The organism is Nocardia sp. CC201C (assembly GCF_030010695.1).
Lineage (GTDB): Bacteria > Actinomycetota > Actinomycetes > Mycobacteriales > Mycobacteriaceae > Nocardia > Nocardia otitidiscaviarum.
On record NZ_JASCXP010000395.1, the window covers coordinates 1 to 6,984 of the forward strand.

Annotated in this window: 3 protein-coding genes; 1 reads left to right on the forward strand and 2 read right to left on the reverse strand. The window is 71.2% G+C overall.

Annotated elements, in window-relative coordinates:
* Together QK444_RS29565 and QK444_RS29570 are read right to left on the reverse strand one after the other, a co-directional pair.
* Nucleotides 1-512, reverse strand: a 512-nt coding sequence (locus tag QK444_RS29565; protein ID WP_282785409.1) for an ABC transporter transmembrane domain-containing protein, incomplete at its 3' end; no start/stop codon positions are given.
* A complete protein-coding gene (locus QK444_RS29570; protein WP_282785410.1) occupies nucleotides 509-2,206 on the reverse strand; it encodes an ABC transporter ATP-binding protein in 1,698 nt (565 codons plus the stop codon). The genes QK444_RS29570 and QK444_RS29565, both read right to left, overlap by 4 nt.
* A gap of 163 nt (nucleotides 2,207-2,369) precedes the next feature.
* Between QK444_RS29570 and QK444_RS29575 the strand changes: the two genes are divergently transcribed.
* The coding region (locus QK444_RS29575) for an AMP-binding protein (protein WP_282785411.1) at nucleotides 2,370-6,984 on the forward strand (4,615 nt) is incomplete at its 3' end.

The window sequence follows — 6,984 nt, forward strand, 5'->3', positions numbered from 1 at the left end:
ATGGCGAGGACGGCGAGCGCGATCCGCCAGTCGAAGACGAACATGAGCAGGACCACCGTGGCGGGGGTGACGACCGCGGCCACGAGTGGCCGGACCAGATTGGCGGTGGCGTTGGCCACCTGGAGTACGCCCTCGCTGGCCAGGGTGCCGAGTTCACCGACACGCTGCGCCCCGAACCAACCCAGCGGCAGCGTGGCGAGGTGGTCGCCGAGTCGGTGGTGCAGCGTCCGCAGCACCGCTCCGCCCAGTTCGTAACCGGATCGCGCGCCGTACAGGAACAGCACGCCGTACCCGACGGCCGTGATCGCGAAGGCCACCAACCAGGGTCGGGCGTCGCCGGGCTCCGGGCCGAGCAGTGCGCGCAGCACCGGCACCAGCAGGGCGAACGCGATGCCCTGGGCGACCGCGGTGAGCACGGTGGTGATCAGGGTGCGGCGCAGCAGCGTCAGGCTCACCGCCGGTGTGCTGTCGGTGCCCCGCTCGGACATGGTCTTCACCAGTAGGCCGATCATGCGTCGGCTCCCTTCCACGTCGCCCACATGGCCGCGTACCGGCCATCTCGTTGCAGCAGTTCGGCATGGGTGCCGCGCTCGGCGACCCGGCCGCGGTCGAGCACGACGATCTGGTCGGCCTCGGTGATGGTGCCCAGCCGGTGGGCCACTACCAGGACGGTGCGCCCGGCGGCGAGCCGGGACAGGCCCTGCTGGATGGCGGTCTCCGATTCGGGGTCGACCGCCGCCGTGGCCTCGTCGAGCACCAGGATCGGGGCATCGGCCAGTAGTGCGCGGGCGATGGAAACACGCTGCGCCTCACCGCCGGAGAACGCCGCGTCCCGGGTGTCGTAACCGTCGGGCAGGGCGCGGATGCGTTCGTCGATGGCCGCCGCTCGCGCCGCGTCGGCGACTTCGGCGAGCGTGGCCGTCGGCCGCGGCAGGGCGATGTTGTCGCGCACGCTCATGCGCAGCAATCGCACCTCCTGGAAGACGAAACCCACGCTGCGGTAGAGCGTTTCCTCGGAGAGCTCACGGATATCCGTGCCGTCGAGCGTTATTCGCCCCGTATCCGGATCGTGGAATCGCGGAATCAGCCCGGCCAGTGTGCTCTTGCCCGACCCCGAGGCCCCCACGACGGCGGTGACGGTGCCGGGCCGCAGTTCGAGGTCGATATCCGACAGGGCCGCGGTCTCGCCGTCGTAGCTGAAGCCGACGTTCTCGAACCGGAGAACGCCGCCGGTGCCGTTGCGGTGCGCGGACGGGGCGGCGGTGCCGTAGGGCAGCGTGGGCGTCGCCAGCAGCGCCCGGATATCGGTGGCGGCCCGCATGCCCGTCTGCACGGCTTGTCCACTCTGGCTGAGGGTTTGCAGCGGAGCCGACAACGCCAGCCCGAGCAGTGCGAACGGCAGCAGATCCACCGCGTCCAGGTGTCCGGTCGTCACCAGGACCGTACCGCCGACGAGGATGACCGCGAGCATGCTCACCGGTGACAGGGCCAGATTGGCCGCCGCCGATACCGAGCTGACCCGGCGCATCCAGGCGATGAAGAAGTCACAGAACTCGTCGGTGGCCTGCCGGTAGCGCCGATGCGCGCGCCCGGTCTGGCCGAATGCCTTCACCACCGCGATCCCCTGGACGAATTCGACCGCGCTCGTGCTGATGGCCGCCATGGCGTCGTTGTAGGCGCGCATGCCCGCCCCGAATCCCGCCATGGTGCGCCGGTACAACTCGATGCCGATGACGAGCGGGATGAGTGTGATCACAGCCATGCGCCAGTCGACCCAGAACAGGTAGACCAGGCAGACCAGCGGAACCACCAGGGCATTGACGATCTCCAGGGCGGTGTGCGCGACCAGGTGGTGCAGGGCGGTCACGTCGTCGCCGACGGCCTTGCGCACGTCACCCGCGCCGCGGTCGTCGAACCAGCCGAGCGGCACCCGGCCCAGGTGCCGGGCGATCGAGCGCCGGATCGAGAGCTGAATGTCATTGTCCGCGTAGTGCGTGAGCGATGCGGCGAGCAGGGACAGGCCGAGCCGCGCGGCCAGGGCGATCGCGGCCGCGATCACCGGTGGCCAGGGCGATTCCGCGGCCAGCAGCCTGCGCCCCAGTTCCGCGACCGCCACGAAGGGCACCACGCCCGCGACCGCGGCGAGTAGCTGGCAGCCGATCGCCGCCAGCAGCCGGGTCCGGCCGGGCTGTATCAGTTCACGCATCGTCGGTCTCCCACCCGCTGGGCCTCCTGGTTCATCGCGCCGATTCGACGGTCGGCCGAGCGCAGTGGTTCGGTCCGTCGAACTCTGATACTACTGTTAATGAAAATCATTGCCGTTTAGGCTAGCCTGTGCGCGCACCACTTTCCAGTGAGGAGGGCCGCCGATGTCGTTATCGGCCTCCGATGTAATCGTTGCCGTCGCAACGGTTCTCGATGTACCACCGACAACACTCGATCCCGAGGAGGATCTGCTGCAGCGTGGCCTCGACTCGATCAGCGCCATGGCGCTGGCCGGGCGGTGGCGGCGCGCCGGATCGGGGGTGCGCTTCGTCGACCTGCTCGAGCGGCCGCGGCTCTCGGCCTGGGTGGAGATGGTCGCCGAGCGTGCGGCGGGCCAGCGCGATGCGGCTGCCGAGGCCGCCGACGCACCGGAATCGGGGCGCGCGTTCCGGCCGGATTCCGGCGCGGGTGTACTGCCCGCGTCGAACCACGAGTCGGCCGTCGACGAACCGTTCGACTTGGCGACCATGCAGCACGCCTACTGGGTCGGTCGGCAGCCCGGCCAGCGCCTCGGCGGAGTCGCGGCCCACTTCTACAACGAATTCGACGGTCGGGACGTGGATCCGGGCCGATTGGAGGCCGCGGTGACGGCGCTGCTGGCGCGCCATGACATGCTGCGCGCCAGCTTCGACGCCGACGGACGCCAGCGCGTGCTTGCGCGCAGTCCGTGGAACGGCTTGCGAGTGAACGACTTCCGGTCCGATCCGGCCGGGCTCGAACGACTGCGAGCGGAGCTCTCGCATCGGCAGCTGGACGTCGCGCGCGGCGAGGTGTTCGACATCCAGCTCTCGCTGACTCCCGACGGCACGCGCGTACACGTCAACCTGGATATGCTCGCCGCCGACGCCCAGAGCCTGCGCATCTTGTTCTCCGACCTGGCCGCCCTGTACCGCGACCCGCGAGCGCCGCTGCCCGAACTGCGCTACAGCTATCGCCGCTACCTCGCCGAGCATCGCGAGCTAGTGCGCAATCGGCCGGAATACCGCGCGGCGCAGGAATACTGGCGCGGGCGGCTACCCGAACTTCCCGGCGCGCCCAGTCTTCCGCCCCCGATCGTTTCCGCACCGCCCGCCTCAGCGCCGAGTGCTCCAGCGTCGGTCGCTTCGGTCTCGGGGCGGGACGAGACTCGGGTGGTTCGCAAGCATCATCGGTTGTCGCCCGATGCGCGCGGGCGGCTCGAGTTGGGGGCTCGACAGCGGGGGATCACCCCGGCCGTGGCCATTGCCGCGGTGTTCGCCGAGGTCGTCGGCGCGTGGAGTGCGCAGCCGTCCTTTCTGCTGAATGTGCCGCTGTTCGATCGTGAGCCCCTGCACCCGGATGTCGCCGGGTTGGTGGGCGACTTCACCTCGTCGGTGTTGGTGGCGGTGGACACGGCGGTGCCGGGTACCTTCGCCGAGCGCGCGTCGGCCCTGCAACGGCGGTTCCGCGCCGACGCCGCGCACGCCGACTATCCCGGCGTGGACGTGCTCCGCGATCTGAGCCGCCACCACGGGGACGCCCAGCTCGCGCCAGTCGTCTACACCAGCGCCCTCGGCTTGGGTGAACTGTTCGCGCCGCAGGTGCGCGCGTGCTTCGGCGATCCGGTCTGGATCATCTCGCAGGGACCGCAGGTCACCCTGGACGCGCAGGTCACCGAGTTCGACGGCGGCCTGCTCGTCAACTGGGACGCCCGCCGCGACGCCTTCGCCCCCGGCGTCCTGGACGCCATGTTCACCGCCTACACGAATCTGCTCGACCTGCTCGTCACCGACGCCACCGCCTGGGACCGCCCGGTGCCGAGGCTGCTGCCCACCGAGCAGCGCGCCGTCCGCGACGCGGTGAACGCCACCACTTCGGGTACTGGCTCGAATGATGCTGGCGGGCTGCCGGATTCGGTCGGCGCGACGCTACACGAGCCGTTCTTCGCGCTGGCCGACAGCAGGCCCGGCGCACCCGCCGTGCTGTGGGGTGAGGACGGCTGTCTCACCTACGGTGAGCTGGCGCGGCGGGCGCGAGCGATCGCCGCGGACCTCCCGGCCGGGCAGCTGCTGCCGGTGCGGCTGCCGAAGGGGCCGGATCAGATCGCCACGGTGCTGGGGATTCTCGCGGCCGGGTCGGCCTATGTGCCGGTCGGCGTCGATCAGCCCGCGCATCGGCGCGAGCGGATACTCCGGCATGCCGGACCGCTGCCCGCGGACGAGGCGGAGGGGTTGGCCTATGTCATCTTCACCTCCGGGTCCACCGGAGATCCCAAGGGCGTGCGGATTCCGCACAGCGCCGCCGTCAACACCATCGACGATCTCACCGAGCGCTTCGCCCTGACGAGCCGGGACCGCACGCTGGCGGTGTCGGCGCTGGACTTCGACCTGTCGGTCTTCGATATCTTCGCCCCGCTGCGCACGGGTGGCGCGGTGGTGCTGGTGGGGGAGGAGCAGCGGCGTGATCCGGCGGCGTGGGCCGAGCTGGTCATCCGGCACGGCGTGACGGTCCTCAACTGCGTTCCGGCCGTGCTGGACATGCTGGTGTCGACCGCCCGGGAACTGCCGTTGCGGACGGTGCTGGTCGGCGGTGATCGGGTGGGCGTCGACCTGCCCGCCCGCCTGCACGCGGCCGCCCCCGACTGTGTCTTCGCCGCCCTCGGCGGCACCACCGAGACGGCCATCCACTCCACCGTCCAGCTCGTGACACCCGAGGCGGCGCACGACTTCCGCGATCCCGCCGCCGGATGGGGCTCGATTCCCTACGGCACGCCGCTGCGCGAGGTGACCTGCCGGGTGGTCGACCCGCTCGGCCGCGACCGGCCGGACTGGGTGGCCGGTGAACTGCTGATCGGCGGTGCCGGGGTGGCGCGCGGCTACCTCGGCGATCCGGACCGCACCCGGGAGCGCTTCGTCGACGGCTGGTATCGCACCGGCGATCTCGCCCGCTACCGACCGGACGGCACCCTGGAATTCCTCGGCCGCATCGACCATCAGGTCAAGGTCCGCGGCCACCGCATCGAGCCCGGGGAGATCGACGCCGCACTGCTCGCGCACCCCGCGGTGGGCCGCGCGGTCACGGTGCTCGCCGGTTCCCGGCTGGCCGCGGCCGTCACACCGGTGAGCGAACCGGTCGATGGGACCGCCTTCGACCCACCCTGCGCGGCGGCCACGGATCAGGTATCGGTCGTGCACGCCACGCTCACGCGTCTGCTCGATGACGCGAACCACATTGCCGGGCGCTTCGAACCGCTGGTGGAACGGTGGCGGGAGTGGCTGCGCGACAACGGGGCACGGGTCTCGACCGTCACCGCGCACACCGGTCGGGCGGCGCTGGACCGGGCGGACGGGTCTGTCGAGCCGCTCTCGGCGGATTCGCTGCCAGTCGACGTGCTTCCGGTGGGTTCGGTTCCGGCGAGTGTGCTTCCGGCGGGTTCGGTTCCGGCGAATGGGCTTCCGGCGGGTTCGGTTGCGACGAGTGTGCTTCCGGTGGATTCGCTTCCGGTGGAACCGCTCCCGGTCGAACCGTTGGCGCGCGTGCTGTCGGGGGAATGTGACCCGCTCACGCTGCTCGACCACCCCGTGCTAGCGCCCACGACGCTGCTGTGGTCGCTGCCGGAGACCACGATGGCCCTGGACGCGGTCCTGGATGTGGTGCGCCACCTGTCGGGCCGGACCGCACGGCCGGTGCGCGTCGCCGAACTGGGTGACAACCTCGGTGACCGCCTGCTGGCCGCGATCGACCAGGACCCCGCGCTGGCGGCCGACGCCATCGAGTACACGCGCCTCCCGCGCACCGGGCAGATCCCCGAAACCTTGTACGGGCAGTGCGATCTGGTGCTCGCCTTCGCCACCCTGCACACCTATCCCGATCCGGCCGCCGGGTTGTCGGCCGCGGCGTATCTGCTGCGCCCCAAGGGCGCGCTGGTGCTGGTCGAACAGCCCGAACTGCCCCCGCTGGGACTGCTCTCGGCAGCGCTCCTCGAGGGCGGCTTCCCGGGCTGCGATCCGATGCTCGCACCCCGGCGCTGGCAGGAACTGCTGGCCGCGAGCGGATTCGCCGTCGAGCAGGCCGCCGCGCACGGCAGCCTGTTCAGCCTGACGGCCGCCTGGACCGGAGTCCCGGTGGATACCGCCGATCTGGCGGCCTTCCTGGCCGAGCGGCTGCCCGAACCGATGCGGCCCGACACCATTCGGGTGCTGCCTCGGCTGCCGCTGTCCGCCAACGGCAAGATCGACCGGGCCGCGCTCACCGCGCTGCTCGCCGCGCCCGAACCGACCGTCGCGGTGACGCCTCCGGCCACGGCCGCGGAACGGCGGGTCGCGGCGGTGTGGTCGGAAGTGCTGGGCGTCAACGGCATCGGCCGCGAACACGACTTCTTCGCCCTCGGCGGCGACTCCCTGCTCGCCACCCGGATGGTGGGCCGTTTCACCGGAATGAAACTCGCCGACCTCTACACGCACCGCACCGTAGCGAGTTTCGCCGCCCGGCTGCGTGCCGACGACGCGGCTGGCGTTCGTACCGTGACCGCGGATCTCGCGGCGCGGTACGAACCGTTCCCCGCCTCCGATATCCAGCGCGCGTACTGGATCGGGCGCGGCAGCGGAGCGGCCCTCGGCGGTGTCGGCACCCACTACTACAGCGAATTCGACTGCCCCGACCTGGATGCGGAGCGGTTCGAGCGGGCGTGGGGGGGGGGGGGGGGGGCCCCCCCCCGGGGGGGGGGGGGGGGGGCCCGGGAAACCCGGGTAATTGCCCCCG